14 protein-coding genes are annotated in these 16,941 nt (G+C 46.9%); 6 read left to right on the top strand and 8 right to left on the bottom strand.

The features are described 5' to 3' along the window. Window positions 1-5: 5 nt before the first annotated feature. From SPI9445_RS0112235 to SPI9445_RS0112255, 4 genes are all read right to left on the bottom strand, one after another. On the bottom strand, window positions 6-1,616 hold the full coding sequence (locus tag SPI9445_RS0112235; RefSeq protein WP_017305038.1) for a NuoF family protein: 1,611 nt from the start codon (window positions 1,614-1,616) through the stop codon (window positions 6-8). A 108-nt stretch (window positions 1,617-1,724) separates the two neighbouring features. Then, a complete protein-coding gene (gene hoxE / locus SPI9445_RS0112240) occupies window positions 1,725-2,249 on the bottom strand; it encodes a bidirectional hydrogenase complex protein HoxE (RefSeq protein ID WP_017305039.1) in 525 nt (174 codons plus the stop codon). 659 nt (window positions 2,250-2,908) lie between these two features. Further along, entirely contained in the window at window positions 2,909-3,820 is a 912-nt protein-coding gene (locus SPI9445_RS28520) for a peptidoglycan-binding domain-containing protein (RefSeq protein WP_202803689.1), read from the bottom strand. 50 nt (window positions 3,821-3,870) lie between these two features. Further along, window positions 3,871-6,003 (bottom strand): hypothetical protein, encoded by a 2,133-nt coding sequence (locus SPI9445_RS0112255; protein WP_164674435.1) that lies wholly within the window; start codon window positions 6,001-6,003, stop codon window positions 3,871-3,873. A 318-nt stretch (window positions 6,004-6,321) separates the two neighbouring features. Between SPI9445_RS0112255 and SPI9445_RS0112260 the strand changes: the two genes are divergently transcribed. From SPI9445_RS0112260 to SPI9445_RS0112275, 4 genes are all read left to right on the top strand, one after another. Beyond that, window positions 6,322-7,332: a nuclease-related domain-containing protein gene (locus SPI9445_RS0112260; RefSeq protein ID WP_017305043.1), complete on the top strand. Its 1,011-nt coding sequence runs from the start codon at window positions 6,322-6,324 to the stop codon at window positions 7,330-7,332. A gap of 177 nt (window positions 7,333-7,509) precedes the next feature. After that, window positions 7,510-8,343, top strand: coding sequence for an energy-coupling factor ABC transporter ATP-binding protein (locus SPI9445_RS0112265; protein WP_017305044.1), 834 nt, complete (start codon window positions 7,510-7,512; stop codon window positions 8,341-8,343). 139 nt (window positions 8,344-8,482) lie between these two features. Next, the gene (locus SPI9445_RS0112270; protein WP_017305045.1) at window positions 8,483-9,184 is read left to right on the top strand and encodes a DUF433 domain-containing protein; all 702 of its coding nucleotides are present in this window, start codon (window positions 8,483-8,485) and stop codon (window positions 9,182-9,184) included. Then, a complete protein-coding gene (locus SPI9445_RS0112275) occupies window positions 9,181-9,612 on the top strand; it encodes a PIN-like domain-containing protein (protein ID WP_017305046.1) in 432 nt (143 codons plus the stop codon). The genes SPI9445_RS0112270 and SPI9445_RS0112275 overlap by 4 nt, the downstream gene beginning before the upstream one ends. Window positions 9,613-9,735: 123 nt before the next feature. Here the strand turns inward: SPI9445_RS0112275 and SPI9445_RS0112280 are convergent, their stop codons facing one another. The 3 genes from SPI9445_RS0112280 to SPI9445_RS0112290 form a co-directional block, all read right to left on the bottom strand. Beyond that, a complete protein-coding gene (locus tag SPI9445_RS0112280; protein WP_164674516.1) occupies window positions 9,736-11,022 on the bottom strand; it encodes an efflux RND transporter periplasmic adaptor subunit in 1,287 nt (428 codons plus the stop codon). 255 nt (window positions 11,023-11,277) lie between these two features. Next, window positions 11,278-11,697, bottom strand: a complete 420-nt coding sequence (locus SPI9445_RS0112285) for an ExbD/TolR family protein (RefSeq protein ID WP_017305048.1) — start codon at window positions 11,695-11,697, stop codon at window positions 11,278-11,280. Continuing rightward, entirely contained in the window at window positions 11,687-12,409 is a 723-nt protein-coding gene (locus tag SPI9445_RS0112290) for a MotA/TolQ/ExbB proton channel family protein (RefSeq protein ID WP_017305049.1), read from the bottom strand. The genes SPI9445_RS0112285 and SPI9445_RS0112290 overlap by 11 nt, the downstream gene beginning before the upstream one ends. A 615-nt stretch (window positions 12,410-13,024) precedes the next feature. Between SPI9445_RS0112290 and SPI9445_RS25340 the strand changes: the two genes are divergently transcribed. Continuing rightward, complete coding sequence (locus tag SPI9445_RS25340) at window positions 13,025-14,584, top strand: hypothetical protein (RefSeq protein ID WP_017305050.1); 1,560 nt, start codon at window positions 13,025-13,027, stop codon at window positions 14,582-14,584. A gap of 96 nt (window positions 14,585-14,680) precedes the next feature. Here SPI9445_RS25340 and rfbB read toward each other — a convergent pair whose 3' ends face one another. Then, window positions 14,681-15,739, bottom strand: coding sequence for a dTDP-glucose 4,6-dehydratase (gene rfbB, locus SPI9445_RS0112300; protein ID WP_026079745.1), 1,059 nt, complete (start codon window positions 15,737-15,739; stop codon window positions 14,681-14,683). A 151-nt stretch (window positions 15,740-15,890) separates the two neighbouring features. On the opposite strand from rfbB, the gene pheS reads away from it, so the two are divergent. Further along, entirely contained in the window at window positions 15,891-16,886 is a 996-nt protein-coding gene (gene pheS / locus SPI9445_RS0112305) for a phenylalanine--tRNA ligase subunit alpha (protein WP_017305052.1), read from the top strand. Window positions 16,887-16,941 lie beyond the last annotated feature (55 nt).

A 16,941-nucleotide genomic window follows, 5' to 3' on the forward strand; every position in this document is an offset into this window, starting at 1 on the left:
ACCTCCTAAACGGGTACCTTGCCGTTTTGAGGTTGTTTCAACAGTTCCAGATACTCCTCCTTAAAGTAACGCAAGGTGCTTAACACGGGGTTCGGTGCCGTCATGCCCAAACCGCATAAGCTGGTATCCTTGACCATGTAACAGAGGGCTTCCATCTTCTCGATATCCTCAGCCGTGGCTTGACCTTTGAGAATCTTGGTCAAGAAACTATAGAGTTGGACGGTTCCCGTGCGACACGGAACACACTTCCCGCAGGTTTCCCCGCGACAGAATTCCATATAGAAGCGGGCGACTTCTACCATGCTGGTTTCCTTGTCCATAACTACCATGCCCCCAGATCCCATCATGGAGCCAATTTTAACCAAGGAATCATAGTCTACGGTGGTATCTAAGAGGGAAGCCGGAATACAGCCCCCAGAAGGCCCTCCCGTTTGCACGGCCTTCACTTCTCCATCGGGAACCCCTCCGCCCATTTCTTCCACAATTTCCCGTAGGGTAATCCCCATCGGGACTTCAATTAAACCGTTGTTGCGGATTTTCCCAGTCAGGGCGAAGATTTTCGTTCCTTTACTCTTCTCTGTGCCAATACTGCTGTACCATTCCGCGCCCCGTTTAATAATATTGGCAATATTGGCAAAGGTTTCCACATTATTGATTAATGTGGGACATTGCCAGAGGCCTTTTTCGGCGGGGTAGGGGGGGCGAGGAACAGGATTCCCCCGTCCTCCTTCGATGGATTGAATCAGGGCGGTTTCTTCCCCACAGACAAAGGCTCCGGCCCCAATGCGGATATCTACTTTAAAGTCGAAGGGGGAGTTAAAGACTTGGCTGCCGAGGATGCCGTATTTTTTGCCCTGTTGAATGGCTTTTTGGAGGCGCTTGATGGCCAGGGGATATTCTGCCCGCACATAAATGTAGCCGTGGGTGGCTCCGATGGCATAGCCTGCAATGGCCATTCCTTCAAGAACTAAATGGGGGTCACTTTCAAGGATACTCCGATCCATGAAGGCGCCGGGATCTCCTTCATCCCCGTTACAGATCACGTATTTCTGATCGCCGGGCATCTTGGCTACCGTTGCCCATTTAAGGCCGGTGGGGTAGCCACCGCCCCCTCTGCCGCGCAGTCCACTGCTAGAGACTTCCTGCACGACGGTTTCCGGGGTCATTTCATACAGCACCTTATGCAGGGCCTGATAGCCTCCTAGGGCGATATAGTCCTCAATGCGTTCTGGGTCTACTTTGCCGCTATGTTCCCGCACCACGCGCATCTGGCGGGCAAAGAAGGGGTGTTGACTGTCCCCTTGGACGGCTTCGGCGGTTCCCCCGTTGAGGGCGTGGATAATGCTGCCTGCGGTTTCTGGGGTGACTTCTTCGTAGAGGGTATCCATTGGGTCAATTTGGACGAGGGGGCCGCGGCCACAAAAGCCCATGCAGCCCACGCCGACTACTTCGACGCGATCGCCCATTCCCGTTTCTTGAACCGCTTTATCTAGATTGTCCTTCACGCCCAAAGAATTGGCCGCTTGGCATCCCGTCGAAGTGCAACAATGCACCCGAATCTCTTTCCGTTTGGAGCGTTCTTGTTCTGCTAGGGCTTGTAATTCTGCTAAATCCATTATGGTGTTCTCCTCCTATCCGTTATGGGGTAATAGGTAATAGGTAATAGGGGGTGTGGGGGAATTGAGTTAAGTATTCCCGACTCCTGATTCCCGACTCCCGACTCCCTATTCCTGCCATTCTTTAATCCGGGCTAACGTGCTTTCAGGGGTCTGTTTCCCGGCTACTGCGCCATCTAAGACCACAGCCGGAGCAATCCCACAAGCCCCCAAACAACGCGCCGCCATGAGCGAAATTTCCCCATCTGGGGTGGTTTCTCCGACCTCAATTCCCAGTTCTTCTTCGAGTTTTTCTAAGACTTTGCCACTGCCTTTTACATAACAAGCCGTCCCCATACAAACCACGCAACTATGGGCTCCACTAGGTTTGAGGGAAAAGAGATGATAGAACGTGGCCACCCCATAGACGCGACTGAGGGGAAGTTTGAGCGATCGCGCTATATAATCCAGAACTTCCGGTTCTAAATAGCCAAAAGACTCCTGTGCCTTATGTAATACCTCAATCAAAACATCTTGGCGATAATGATTCCGCTTCATGGTTATTTCCAGCACCTTGAGGCGTTTATCATCCTTGACTTTTTTATCTGACCCTTGAGACGGGGTAACGGCATTTTCTGTTACAGTCTTGGGCATTTTTTTAGATCCTTCGTAACTCTATCAGTGATCAGTCTCAACCGAACAGTTCAACTCAAAACAATTCCTCTGATTAAAACCAGATAAGCCACAGGGAAATTATCTAGACTCCCCTATCACGCCCTGTTTTTCCTTGTTTTTGTTGGTTGTTCCCGCTTGAATAACTGTTAAAAAAACACGAAACAAGCCACCTTATTGGGTGTTTCTTTAGGCACAGATCCAAGTCTAGTTACATTTTGCCTCTACGCTCTCACAAACTCAGAGAAATTTAGGATCATTCCAGAATTGCCAAGGCTTTCACAACAACTCAGTTGTTTATTCCCCCCCATCTTGTTCCCCCCTTCCAAAGGGGGTCTAGGGGGGATAAATCAACTCAGTGGGAATCGCTAGGTTTTTCCCTTCCGTGAGTAGAATCCCCCTAAATCCCCATTCCACAGGGGGACTTCCGGATTCCCCCACCCGGAGCAGAGTTATTCAGCACGCCCTACCTAGGGTCTGCTGAATAACACGCCTATGCTAGGCTCAACAAGGGAACAGGGAACTCTTAACAGGGAACAGATCATCTAAAACTGGCACGATTGCCTATTCCCGACTCCCGACTCCCGACTCCCGATTCCCCAACTCTCGGACTTATTCAGCACGCCCCACCTATTCCCTCCTCAACGCCGCCGCACCTGCACCGCCGGAACCCACAAATTCAAACTCGTGCCATCCAAACGGTACCATCCCGCTAAACGCTCCTCTACTCGAACCTTCGTCCCATCCGCCAAAGCCGCCCCCACAGGCACAGACTCATAATTTGGACCCGCCCGCACAATAGCCCCACTCCCCGGGGCAATTATTTCCGCATTCGCCATTTCACAATCCCGAAAAACCCGCGCCTCCGTTTCTCCACCCGGATTAGAACTCACCGACGGACTCGGATTATTCATCACCCTTCCCCCTGTCCCAATCCCCAGCGCCGTCAACGTTTCCGCCCCCACCTTCCCATCAACATATTCCAGCCCTTGCGCCCGTTGAAACGCCAGCACCGCCTGTTCCGTTTGCACCCCAAACACCCCGTCAGCCCCCGTCGGTCCCACATCATAGCCTAATGCCACTAAACGCCTCTGCACCGTCTCCACCAACGGCCCCCGCGCCCCCACCGCGAGAAATCCCCGTTCACCCAATCCCACATCCCCCCCACTATTCCCATTCCCCGACGTTCCCCCCGTCGTCACTTCCTGCCCGATAGTATAGGGGCCAAACAGCCAATTTCCATTCTCCAACTGTAACCAAGTCCCTTGGGCGGCCACCACGTCCACCCGTTGACCGTTGCCCAAACAAGTCACCGTCCCAAACTCCATCCCCGGCCCCCTGCGCACATTCAAGCACCCCCCATGAGGCGTTCTCACTTGGTGCACAGTTGCCCAAGACACATCGGGAGGAAGCAAAGCCGAGAGCGCAAGGGTCATTACAAACGGATAGAACCAAACGCGAGGCGGAAAATCTAGCCATTCAAGAGACATTGACCCAAACTCATCAGACCCAGAACCAAGCTGAGAAACATAGGAATAAGCAAAGGTATCCATGAGACACTCCGCAACAACCAAAATTTAGGGGGACTTCCTCCATTTTGCCATTAAATTTCAAGATGACTCACATCGCGCAACAATTGCACCCAATCATGATGGCGAGTGGGTTCTGATTCAATGCTCAATAATTCTAGGAGATGGGACATCTTATTGAGAGTCTGAGAACTTTCCATCGAACTTGACAAAGAACTATCGAGCAAATTGGCTAATTCTTGATACTTTATAAAGTTCATCTGATCATTTTTGCGCCAGCTAATCCCAGAACGACTGAAGGCTACCCCCTCGTGATCATTCCCCTTCGTGTCAATATAAGCCACAACTCTATCCTGTGGTTTAATCGTTAGCCAGTTTCTCAAAGCATAGGAAAACTTTTCCAAATCAACATTAGGAGCTATTCCATAATCACCCACCTTGAGTTTATCCTCATTGGCTACTAAATACTCGTACAAAGGATGACCCAAAAAATATTCATCCACCGTATAAAGACGCGCTTCAAGCTGCTTCAGAATAGACCCATCCCGTTTCTTGTTTGCTTTTAAAGCATCCCAGACCAAAAGGCCAACGGCAAAGGCTACTAACGCCGTCCCCCCGGTCATAACACTCACACCTCCCAAAGCCGCCATTAGCGTACTAATGGCGGCCGCACCTGCTAATCCTTCACCCACTCCAAAGACCGTTAAGGCTGTCAAGGCCGCATAAGTAGCCCCAAGCCCTGCAATCACTCCGGTTCCCATCGCTACCCCAAGATTTTGATAATCTTCCGCATCCATTTGGGCTACTAAGGCCACAGACAATAATCCTGCGGCTCCAATCAGCGCGGCTCCTCCTGTGACGACAGTTAATCCTCCCAACATTCCCAAACCTCCGGTCGCAACCGAACCCCCTCCTAACCAGGCTAAAGTTGCGTTAGTCGCCGCAGCACCGGATAGATTACTAATAGCAATACCTGTCCCCGCTTCGACTCCTACGGCGCTTAAAAGTCTGGTGGAAAGTGGAACAATCGCTGCACCTGCCCGTTTTGAGTCCTCCATTTTATCTGTAACTTGGTCAGTCAAATTAATCAAAGCTGCGATGCTTTCTTGCCATTCCTTGGATTTTTCAGTCCGAAGTTTATCGTTCTTTTCACGGGTCTTTTCACGGGCAATGACGTAGATAGCATAAGCATTCGCTGCAAGCAGGGGTTGACGTTTAGAATTAACCGTTTTGTTGCCTTTTTCTAAAAATTTATCTAACTGATTAGCCACAGCTTGATCAGAATCAGATAAGTCTTCCCCATTTCTAATTTTTTGATACACTTCTAGATAGCTCGCGTTTTGTGTATCGGCAAACTGGTTGATATAATTAACAATCAACAAATCTGCCGTATAAGCCCTAGAGGTTGCGCTAGCTTGTGCATAGTTTTGTTTAACCGACATCGGTAAAGTTGAACCGAAAATAATTGTATCTAAATCGGTTAAATCATCCCAATTAGACACAGGTTCACTGGCACGAACAAAAGCAAACGTTTTTAATAACTCTCTCTGTTCTTCCCGATTTAACTCGGATTGCTCTAGAGCCTTTCTCAGAGATTGTTCAATTCCCACAATAGAATTATTTTCACTCGCAATTTTATAACGTGCTTTAATTTCTTCGCTCAGTTTAGAAGACTGAACAACATAATCTAATAACTCTAGGGCGGCTGTATCGTCACAGTATTGACAATCTCGGATATTTTTATAAACTTTTCTGAGGCGATTTATACTTGAATTTTTTTGATGTTTAATCCATTTCGCTTTTTCTATCTCTTGGAAGATTTTATTATGAATTTCTGAATCTGGATCATATAAAGTGTGAACCTCAAGCTTACCATCGTGTTGAGAGTTATCGAGGCTTGAAAAGCGAATTCTTTGATTTTCTGCTACCTGTTTAGGGATAAAAATAGAAATAATTTCACCCGAACGCAAGATCAGTTCTTGTGTCCCTCCCATTTTGGCAATTTTATAGGGAACAAAAACAGGATAAACGTCAGGTGTATTTTTGAGATTAGATGAGGGGAGATTCCCTGTTTCTCCCTCAGCTATAGCTAAAGGAAAAGCTGGCGACATTTGCCAGCTTAGAGAAATTAAGCCTATACCTGCTAAAAAACGACGACGATTCAGGAAAACTAGACTAGCTTGATTTTGCTGAGAATCTTGCATCATAAAACCTGCTCTCTTTCTTAGGGTTCTACATTCCTATCCAAAGATCCTAGCCCAGTTAATCGGGATTGAAAAGTCAAGAATTATCAAGTTTTATTTTTTTTTGATTACAAATATTTAGTTGTGTTAAGTGTTTTTTCGAGTTTGTAAAAAAACTCAGAAAGAGAAATAAGGTCTGATTTTATATCTTATTCCTCTTCTGTCACTCTGGAAGATTTTACCGAATCTTCACCATCACAGCCAACGAGAGAATCAGGGTTTGAACCTGATCTGACAGAAGAGGGATATACTGTATGTGATCGAGAAAAGGGAGTCAAAACCGTGATCATTAAAAGTAAAGATCCCATTGATGCTCAAATTCAACAACTCGAAAAAATCAAACAACAAACGAATCTCTCCCCAGAACAGCTAAAAAAAGTTGAGCGAGAATTAAAGTTTTTACGGTCAGGGAATCAGGGGGAACAAAACTCCGCTTATTTTATCGACTTTTATTATAAGGATAATCCCCACTGGCTTGTTATTCATGATCTTAGATTGGAATATGATGGGTTAGTCGCACAAATTGATCACCTCTTAATCAACCGTTTTCTAGATTTTTATGTCTTAGAAAGCAAAAACTATGCTCAGGGGATTAAAATTACAGAAGAGGGGGAATTTTTAGTCTGGTTCAATAATCACTACAACGCCATTGAATCACCCATTGAACAAAATGCCAGACATATTAAAGTCCTCGAAAAATTATTACGAGGGGAGGACTTATTACCCAAACGTCTAGGCTTTTCCTTGCCGCCTAACTTTTTATCCTATATCTTAGTTTCCCCAAAATCGAGGGTTATTCGACCTGATTCTACTGTTTTTAACACTGAATCCGTAATGAAGGCGGATGTTTTTCATCGTAGAGTTCAACAAGACATTGAACAGGAGAATCCGGTTGCTGCTTTGGGTTCATTAGCTAAGTTTTTGACCAAGGATATGATTGAAGAACTAGCCCATACTCTAGTTAATTATCATAAACCTTTTGTGATTAATTATTATCAAAAATTTGGTATTTCTGAGAAAAAAGAACGTCCGATTCCAAAGGTCATTCCATCTAAACCGAAACCTCTAGTTAAACCCCAAGTTAAAGCGAAAGTCAAACCTGAAGTCAAACCTAAAGTAGAACTTCATAAAACCATGCCAGATCATCTCGTACAATCTTCTTATTATTGCTATAATTGTAAGGCTACTATTTCAGAAAAAGTGGCGACTTTCTGTTTTAATAATAAGGATCGTTTTGGAGGGAAAGCCTATTGCTACACTTGTCAAAGAAAGCCACCGTTTAGTAAGAGTTAAGAAACTTCTAGCTAAAAGACTACTATCTGACCTTAAATAATTATCAATTTTTGATAATTAATGTTCATATTTGGTGTTCGAGTTTAAATTGACCTCAGCACCTCCTATAAGGGTTCCTGATTCATCTGTTTCCTTATCATCATGGCGATTTTTAGTTCAGATTAGGCACAAAATACCATGCAAAAACAGGGGAGTATTTCAACCCTTCAATTTAACCATGTTACCTATAGTTACCCCGGCAGTTTTACCACTGCTTTAGATGATGTATCTTTATCTATTGGGGGTGATCAAGTCTCTATTTTCATTGGACGGAATGGGTGCGGAAAAACGACTTTATTCTGTTTAGCTAATGGCTTATTTCGTCCCCAAAAGGGCAAGATTGAGGCTTTTGGGAAACCTTTGGGGTATGATCACCAGTCTTTAAACCAACTGCGGCAAAATGTGGGGTTTGTGTTCCAAAATCCTGAATATCAGTTAGTGGCGGCTACGGTGGAAGAGGATTTATCCTATGGATTGTTCAATTTTGGCTATAGTGAGGGGGAAGTGCGCGATCGCGTCCAACAAGCCCTAGTAGACTTTGATCTAGTCCAGTTAGCGGATACACCCATCCATCATCTCAGTTTAGGGCAGAAAAAAAGAGTTGCGATCGCCGATGTGATGATCCTACAGCCACAACTCCTCCTATTAGACGAACCGACAGCCTATCTCGATCCTTACCAAACCCGCAACCTTATCCATCTTTTACAACAAATTCGCGCCACCGGAACCGCGATTGCTATTGCCACCCACAACCTTGATTTTGCCTATACTTACGGTGACTGGTTATTTGTTTTAGATCAGGGAAAGTTAGTCACCCAAGGCACTCCCCAAACCGTGTTTAACGAGTCCCCAGTGATGGAGGGTTTAAAGTTAGGTCGTCCCCTAATTTTAGATGTATTAGACCTCCTAGAAGAACCGGAAAAATCCAGAATTATGAGACAATTTATTCAGGGTTGCCAGATAACAATATAAGCAAACTTTAAGGTTGTCCAGCAACCCTTAGAGTTATTGCCCTGCCCACTATCTACTGAAGAGCCATAAATATTGAACAGATCATCTCATCATTCTAGGTTAAAATAGCGATAACCCCGACAATCGCACATGAACTAACATGGACATTTATGGTGGTCAAGATCCTCGGAACATCCCCATCTATTCGGCTGGAGATGCAGGTCGCTATCTCAAAATTCCCCCCTCCACAGTTCGCGCTTGGACAGTGGGTTATCGTTATGCCGTTACGGCGGGTTCTCGGACATTCCAGCCTATCATAGAAACTCAGATGAAAAACCCCCTGCGGTTGAGTTTTATAAACTTAATTGAAATTCATGTTTTAAGGGCAATTCGTAAACATCATAAACTTGATTTAACAAAAGTTAGAACAGCATTAGACTATATTAATCAAGTCTTTGCAACCCCTCACCCCCTTGCCCAACGTGAATTTTATACGGATGGAGTGGATTTATTTATCAAACAATATGGTGTATCAATTAACGCATCAAGTCAGGGAAAAACAACTTTAAAAAATCTCTTAAATACCCACCTAGAACGAATAGAACCAGATGATAAAGGATTAGCATTAAAGCTCTATCCTTTTACTAGAAACCAAGAAGAAAATAACCCTCGTTTGGTAGTGGTTGATCCTTATGTTTCTTTTGGTCGTATGGTTATTACAGGAACAGGTATCCCCACATCAATTATTACCGAACGCTTCCACGCTGGAGATTCTCCTGAACAAATAGCTAAGGATTATGAATGTGATATTGAGAAGATACAGGAGGCTATTCGCTGTGAAACTCGTGCCATCATGTTATGAAGTTTAAGCGCTCTACAACAGTTTTTTTTCTGGATCGCTGTTTGGGAAAACATCCTATTATTGAAATACTCCGCTCAACAGGTGTTGCTGTTGAAGTTCATGATGATCATTTTCCTCAAAATGCCCAAGATGTAGAATGGATTCCAGAAATTGGGAGAAAAGGCTGGGTCGTTTTAACCAAAGATGAAAGAATTGCCCGAAACCTAATAGAAAGAAGGGCTATAGCTTATGCAAACATTAGAATGTTTACTCTTGTTTCTAAACAATTATCCGGTGAAGAAACAGCAATTGCATTCCAAGATGCTCTTCAATCTATGTTGAAATTTATTGAAAAAAATAAAGCCCCTTTTATTGCAAAAGTTTATAAAACTGGAAAAGTACAAGCTTGGAAAAAAGCAAAAGAACTACAAAAGGAAATCAGCCTATAGCTTAGTGAAGAGTAGCTTGAAGTTTTTACTATTTCCGAACTGAGGGGATTCATCCCATTGATACAGTTTAGGGGAGAAAACGCGGCCGCGTTTTCTCCCCGAATTGAACCCAATCCACCCCTTTCAAGAATCAGAAAGAATGCTCAAACGAACTGTTGAATTGTTTTGTAAAGGCCGTTCACTATTGACCACAAAGCGCTCCCCCGGTTGTAAACCGGAGAGAATTTCCACCTTGCCATCCCGGCGATCGCCTAAAAAGACCTGACGGGATTCTACCGTTGCCCGGTCATCTGTTCCCATGTCACGCAGAACAAATAATTCCCCCCGTTGCTCATCCTCTTGACCATTGCCTCCATTGCCTAACGCCCCTTCAGGAACAACCACCCGCGGGCGTTGGCTGGCTTCAAAGGTTACTCTTGCTAATAATCCACTACCAATTTGTCCCGAAGCATTGGGGATGATCACCTCCACCGGAACTTGACGGGAGGTGGGATCTGCCATAGGGGAAATCCGCCCCAAACGTCCCACAAACGGTTCATTGGGGAAAGCATCCAAACTCACTCGCACCAGTTGCCCCAGTTGCAATTTCCCTAAATCTAACTCTGAAACAGGGACAACAATCCTCACCTGACTAAAATCCCCCAACTTCAACACCTGACCTCCGGCTGAAACCAGATCCCCCGGTTCACTAATGCGTTCTAAAACTACCCCAGTAATGGGAGAAGTCAGTTGAGCAAAAGACTGTCTTTGCTGTTGTTGAGCTACAACCGAACGCTGGGCTCCCACCCGTCCTAGGGCAGATTCAACCGCCTTTTCCTCCGTGCGTATCCGTTCTTGAGCCGACCGTACCGCCTGCTGGGCTACTGCTACCGCCGTTTGGGCTGTTTCGGCCTCCCGTTGGGCGATCGCGCCCTCCTTGGCCAACCCGGCAAAACGTGCGGCATCATTTTCAGCCTGTTGCAGTTCGATTTTAGCCCGTTCCAGAGCGGTGCGCGCATCACCGACTTTTGACCGTTCGAGTTCAATTTGCGCCTCTAGAGAGGCTAACTCGGCTTGAGCTTGATTGACGCTAGTGATCAGGATACTATCATCCAATCGAACGAGGGGTTGGCCTTGAGTCACGCGATCGCCAACATCTGCATTGAGGCTTAACAGTCGTCCCTCCACTTGAGAACGCAGAGAAACCACCCTCAACGGTTGCGTCGTCCCCGTATATTCCACCGGAGTTTCCAGATTTCCCGTCCGTGCCGTAGCAATATTAACCGCAATGGGTTGATCTTGTCCCATCTGAGCAGAAGCCGGAGCAACAGACTGAGAGCGACTGTCACTGGAACTACATCCTACCGAGGGAATGACCAACAGAAGGGCGGTGAGAACAACGGGAACTCGCCAGTACCTTAAATAAGACATAACTCTTTGATGAATGGGCATTTAGAAAAGCATTCTAACGGGAGCGCTCTTGCTCTCCATTTTGGCTCAAGATGGGCAGATTTGGGTAATAGGGAACGGCGAACAGGGGGAGCAGGGGAGAGGCAATCTCCCGATTCCCGACTCCTGACTCCCGACTCCCAACTCCCGATTCCCTGTTCCCTGTTCCCTGTTCCCTGTTCCCTGTTCCCTCAACTTCTAGACTTTGGGTCTTAACTTGTCAAGATTGCCTCTTGCCTATTCCCTTCGATCCAGTGCCAAAGAAACTCGACTTCCCCCCACTTCCCCCATTTTTAATAATAATTGCGCCACTAAGCCATAATCCAATTGACGATCCGCCTTTAAAATCACCTCTCCCTCCGGGGCATTTTCTAGAAATACCCGCATTTCCTCCAACATTTCCCCCTCCGAGACAGGGCTTTGAGCGAGAATGATTTCCCCTTGCCGATTGAGGCCAATCACCAACTGAGTGGGATTTCCCGTCGTGATTTCCCCTCCTTCCCCCGTAGTGCTGGGTAACTCTACATTACTCACACGCTGGGCTGTAAAGGTCAACGACACCACAATAAAAAAGGTCAAAACCGACATCATAACATCCAACATCGGGACTAAATTCACCTCCGTTGAAGCCGTTGGTTTTTGTTGTTTAAAGCGCATTTCCTTCTCTCCTACCTCTGTTGTCGGAACGCTCCGTTATAGTCTCAACAGGTGGAAAAGAGGGAGAATAGACCTCCTGAGTGGGTTCGTACCAAATTTGACGATAAATTAACTCCAACTCGCTCCCCACTTGGGAAAAATAATCAATTTGCTGGGCTTGTAAAGTTACTGAAAGACGAAACACCAACAAGGCCATAATGGCCACAATCATCCCGGCCGCGGTGGTGATTAAGGCCTCACTAATCCCGGCTGCCGCTTGAGTTGCTTCGGCTGTAGTGCCACCACTGCCGATATTGAGATTATCAAAGGTTTGAATTAATCCGGTCACAGTGCCTAATAGTCCTAATAAGGGAGCCACAGCGACCACCGTTTCTAAGAATTTGTCCCCCTTGCGCATCTTGACAAATTCTTTATCTCCTGCTGCTTCTAATGCCAAGCGAAAGGTTTCCGGTGTAGCTTTTTTGAGGGATAAAGGGGCAAATAAAAAACGACCAATCGGTAAATAATTGGCAAACTGGGCAATTTCTGCGGCCTGTTGGAGATTGGTGCGGGCAGCTGCTAAAACATCATGGACAATCCGATCTTCTTGGGTTAATAAGCGCAGCCAAAACCAAGCCCGATCTAAGGTACAAGCCACGGTGAAAACAGAGAGTATGAGCAGGGGGTACATAATAAACCCCCCTTTCAAGAATAAATCGTAGAGACGAAGCATCTGGGCTGTTAGTAGGATAAAGAACAGGTGGGCGATTCAGTTATAACAGAAGACGCTCCTTTATTCTCACTAGGGACGAACTGGATCAGGAGAGAACAGAGATTCTTTTTTTATCTAGATGATTATATAGCAATCTAAATAGTGGTAGAGGGAATTGATGAATTCCTCCTACAACAGGGGTTATAGTTCCAGTCAACTGCCCCACTCCACTTGCGGGATGGGGCTTGTAACTAACCCACAAGGGCTGTCACATCTGGCAGATAAAACTGGCACAAGTGCCTATTCCCGACTCCCGACTCCTGATTACCGAATTCTTCGACTTATTCAGCAAACCTTACTTAGTTAGCAGTTCCCTGAAGCCTGTGTCAAGATAGTGTAGTGGAAATTGTTCAACGAGAGAATTTGTTGTGAGTTGTAACGCTCTGATGACTAGACATCTCCGATAATGAGGCTCAATTGCCTATTCTATCGTTCCGAAAAGGGGGTTTTAGGAGATGTTCACTAGAATCCTAAAAAATCATGGGTGCAATTCAAAAAGTCCTACTGTGGTTTTACCTATCCTTAACAATGGCAATCAACCAATCCAAGCCATTCGCATCCAGACATCGAGGTTTTATGAAATTCGGTGACAAAACTCGTATTGCTATTATTGCCATAGCTCTAGCCCTAACGCTGGGAATTATTACAGGGATTGTCTATAGTGTGCGCGGGGGGATGTTTGCGGCCTTTGCAACTCTGACTATGGTGTTGAGTTATAAGTATCCTCGTCTTGCCTTGTGGTCTTTTCTGATTTATCTCCCTTTTGGTGGGACGTTAACTTACTATTTGGGCGCTCATCCTCTCCTGCATTTAGTGAAGGATTTGTTCTATTTTCCGGCTTTGGTGGGATTAGTGAGACAACCATCTTTTCGCCGCCAAATTCGGCAGGATATTAGACCTCATCTAAAACGGCTGAAGATCCCCCTTTTGTTGGTGCTAGTGGTCAGTTTCGGGACTTTGCTGTTGGTGAATGGTTGGCAGGAGATTCAAAGTTCGGGGGGAGATAATCCTCTGTTAATTGGTTTGGTGGGTGTAAAGGTGTTATTCGGTTATATTCCTTTGGTGATCTGTGCGCCCTATTTAGTCCGCGATCGCAAAGATTTAGAATTTTTCCTCCGTCTCCATATCCTGATCATCATTATCTGCTGTAGTCTCTGCCTCCTTCAGTATGGCTTACTCGCTGCCCAATTTTGCCCCGGTAGTGAAGGACTCACTGGACTAGCTAACGATCGTGCTTCTTTGGATGCACGATGTTTTGTCGGTGGGGCATTACTCTACAATCCCTCCCGAGATCTAATCCGTCTGCCCGGTACTTTCGTTTCTCCTTGGCAATGGGCTTGGTTTTTGATTTCCGCTTCCTTTTTGGCGTACATCGGCTATATGAGCGACTCAGACAAACGCTGGCGCATGGGAGGATTAGTGGCGATCGCCTATATTTTTACGGCCGTTGTTCTTTCGGGTCAGCGCTTGGCGATGGCCTTAGTTCCCTTGATTATTTTCACTCTCGCTTTTCTAACCAAACGGCGTAAATTTTGGCTGTTTGTCGAAATGGGAGTTGGCGGATTTGTCAGTTTACTCTTGTTGGCCAACTTAATCGATTTGCGCGACCCTATCCGAAGTTTTATTGACCGTTGGAGTGCTTCCCCTCCCCATGATTTTGTGGTGGATCAAATGATTTGGAGTGTAGAAAAACAAGGGGATATTTGGGGGGCTGGTTTAGGTCGTGCCACGAATGCCGCCCGTTTTCTCGGTAATACCAGTTTAGTGGAAACCTACTATGCTAAGTTAATCTATGAGGTGGGTGTCCTGGGTTTTCTCGCCTTTTTTGTCTTTCTATCTGCCCTAGTTTGGGTGACGTTTAAGGCCTATCGTTCTCTCCACCATCCAACCTTAAAAAATGTGGGACTTTGTTTGTGGATCTATCTCGTCCTGATTAGCTACAACACTTTTTATTATCCCCTTGATGTGGATCCTGTTGCTGTTTATTACTGGTTTTTAGCTGGGGTATTATTACAATTGCCCCAGATGCCCCAAGAAAAACGAGCGAGGCAACAGCTATCCCCCCCCTCAGAAGCAATTAGCCCCCCTCTCCCGGTCTTGGAGGAGCATCCCGAGTCTGTCATCAATAGAAGTTAAGGGAACAGGGAACGGGGAACGGGGAACAGGGGAGTCGGGAGTCGGGAATAGGTAATAGGTAATAGGTAATAGGTAATAGGTGATAGGGAATAATTATCAATTCTCCCCTGCTCCCCTGCTCCCCTGCTCCTCCGAGAGTAGCGGTTGCCACCAGTCAGGGTGATCTAAATACCATTGCACGGTAGCGCGTAGACCTTCGGCTAGGGTAACGGAAGGAGTCCAATGGAGTTGGGTAGCGATTTTTTGGGCGTTGATGGCGTAGCGACGATCATGGCCGGGGCGGTCTTTGACGAAGGTGATCAGTTCCTTGGAAGGACGCACAGGCAAACTGGGGGCGAGTTCATCCATCCGTTCACAGATCATCTGCACTAAATCCAGATTTTTCACTTCGTTGTTGCCGCCGATATTGTAGGTTTCGCCCGGTTTGCCTTGCTGAATCACGCGGTCAAGGGCGCTACAGTGATCCAAGACATAGAGCCAGTCGCGGACATTTTGACCATCGCCGTAGATGGGTAAGGGTTTCCCCAGCAGGATGTTGATACAAATGAGGGGAATGAGTTTTTCGGGGAAGTGATAGGGGCCGTAATTGTTGGAACAGTTGGTGATGAGGGTGGGGAGTTGATAGGTGTGGTAATAGGCGCGGACAAGGTGATCACTGCCCGCTTTTGAGGCGGAATAGGGGCTGTTGGGGGCGTAGGGGGTGGTTTCACTAAAGGGGGGGTCATGGGGTTCTAAACTGCCATAAACTTCGTCTGTGGAGACGTGGAGGAAGCGGTAGTGGTCGGGGGTGTTGTGTTCGACCCAATGATGGCGGAAGGCTTCAAGGAGGGTGAAGGTGCCGTTAATGTTGGTTTGAATGAAGGTGTCGGGGGCGAGGATGGAACGGTCTACGTGGGATTCGGCGGCGAGATGGGCGAGGGTGTCGATTTGTTCGCTGGCGAGAAGTTGGTCTAGGAGGGGGCGATCGCGAATATTGCCCTGTACAAAGCGATAATTAGGGTGGGTGTTGAGATCCTTGAGATTATCGAGGTTTCCGGCGTAGGTGAGGGCATCGAGAACAATCACGCGATCGCCCGGATAGGTTTTACACCAATAATGAACAAAGTTCGAGCCAATAAAACCGGCCCCGCCAGTAATAAGAAGAGTACGAGTCATGAGAGATTTCATGTTTGAACGCTTTTTAGGGTACAGCAGAGCGGCTTTTTAAAGCATCTCACCGGGAGAATCCCCCACCCCCCCAATTGATGCCCCGTTTGTCGCTAAACTAGAACTGTTGAAAAACCTGCATAACCAGCAATCAGCCCTGATGAGTGAAATTGAAGCGCAACTAACCCAACTGAAACAAGAAGCCACCGCCGCGATCGCCGCCGTCACCACCCTCGACGCTCTAGAACAACTGCGCGTCAATTATCTAGGGAAAAAAGGGCAACTGTCCCAAATCCTGCGCGGCATGGGCAAACTATCCGCCGAAGAACGCCCCCGCATTGGTGCGATCGCCAACGAAGTCAAAGAAGCCCTACAATACAGCCTTGACCAAGCCAACAGCCACCTTGAAAGCGCCCAAATTGCCGCCCAACTCGCCGCCGAAACCCTTGATGTCACCATGCCCGGTGTGAGTCGTCCCCTCGGTCGGATTCACCCCCTCAACAGCATCATTGACCGCGTGATAGAAATCTTTCTCGGTCTAGGCTACACCGTCGCCGAAGGCCCCGAAATTGAGAGCGACTACTACAACTTTGAAGCCCTCAACACCCCCCCTGACCACCCCGCCCGGGATATGCAGGACACCTTCTATCTGCCCCATGATCAACTCCTGCTGCGCACACACACCTCCTCCGTCCAAATCCGCTACATGGAACAGCATGATCCCCCCATTCGAGTGATTGCCCCCGGCCGCGTTTATCGTCGGGACACCGTAGACGCGACCCACTCCGCCGTTTTCCATCAAGTGGAATTATTAGCCATTGACCGAGGATTAACCTTTACCGACCTCAAAGGCACCCTGAAAGAGTTTGTTCGGCAAATGTTCGGCGAAGACCTCCCCATGCGCTTCCGCGCCAGTTATTTCCCCTTCACAGAACCTTCTGCGGAGGTTGATGTGCAGTGGAAAGGCAAATGGTTAGAGGTCTTAGGTTGTGGCATGGTAGACCCCAATGTATTAAAAGCCGTGGGCTATGATCCAGAAGTCTACACCGGATTTGCGGCCGGATTAGGGGTAGAACGCTTTGCGATGGTACTCCATCAATTTGATGATATTCGCCGTCTCTACAGTAGTGATTTGCGCCTCTTGCAACAGTTCTAAATTGATACTCTCACCGCCAAGCTATGCTGTGGCGGTAGATTTTTGAGAATTGACA

Source organism: Spirulina subsalsa PCC 9445 (assembly GCF_000314005.1).
In the GTDB taxonomy this organism is placed as follows: Bacteria; Cyanobacteriota; Cyanobacteriia; order Cyanobacteriales; family Spirulinaceae; genus Spirulina_A; species Spirulina_A subsalsa.